This is a genomic window from Fictibacillus sp. B-59209 (assembly GCF_036216745.1).
Taxonomy (GTDB): Bacteria; Bacillota; Bacilli; order Bacillales; family Fictibacillaceae; genus Fictibacillus_C; species Fictibacillus_C marinisediminis.
In genome coordinates this window covers 1-835 of record NZ_JARMMC010000053.1, presented here as the reverse complement: position 1 = coordinate 835, position 835 = coordinate 1, and the positions used below count along the sequence as shown (strand labels likewise).

Genomic DNA, 835 nt, shown 5'->3' with positions numbered 1-835 from the left:
CCAATCAATTTGTCAATGAAGACTTTTTATAAAAAATCTTCTCAATGCAACAATTTGTTAGAATAGAGCTTTATAAAAATTTAACTGTTCAGCCCTCCATGATGATGGTATTCTAATTAATGGTATTTATTGAATATAAAGGGGAAGTGGTGAGGGTATGGCTCAAGATAAAAGAATGGGGTTCGTCGTGCTGGCAATGGCATTGGGGCTTTTCATGTCTTCATTGGATAACACAATTGTTTCAGCCAGTATCAGTCAAGTGATCAAAGACATCGGCGGTTTTGACAAAATGAGCTGGATTTTCACAGCCTATATGCTGTCAGCGACCAGTACAATGCTCGTTTTTGGGAAGATGAGCGATTTATTTGGACGAAAGCTGTTCTATTTGATTGGTATCAGCATGTTTCTGATTGGATCCGCTCTGTGCGGAACCGCCCAGAACATCGACCAGCTGATCTTTTACCGTGTCATTCAGGGTATCGGGTCAGGTGCAATTTTCCCTATTTCTTTTACGATTATCTATTCAGTCTCAACCGATCCGAAGCAAGCAGCTAAAATGTCGGGTATATTTGCAGGTATCTTTGGAATCTCCTCCGTTCTGGGGCCGCAGATCGGCACATGGATTTCCGAGTCTTCCTTATTAGGCTGGAGATGGTGCTTTTACGTGAACGTTCCTTTTGGTTTGCTTTCGATTGTTACGCTGGCCATCGCTCTAAAAGAATCCAAATCTGACTTTAAACCTAAGGTTGATTACTTAGGAACATTACTGCTCGTTTCCTCTACCGTCCTGCTTCTGCTTGGACTGGAGTGGGGAGGAAAAGATTATGCATGGGAT

1 protein-coding gene is annotated in these 835 nt (G+C 42.0%); it reads left to right on the top strand.

Translation table 11 applies throughout. The features are described from left to right. Nucleotides 1-157 precede the first annotated feature (157 nt). The coding region (locus P4361_RS23150) for an MFS transporter (RefSeq protein ID WP_328091235.1) at nt 158-835 on the top strand (678 nt) is incomplete at its 3' end.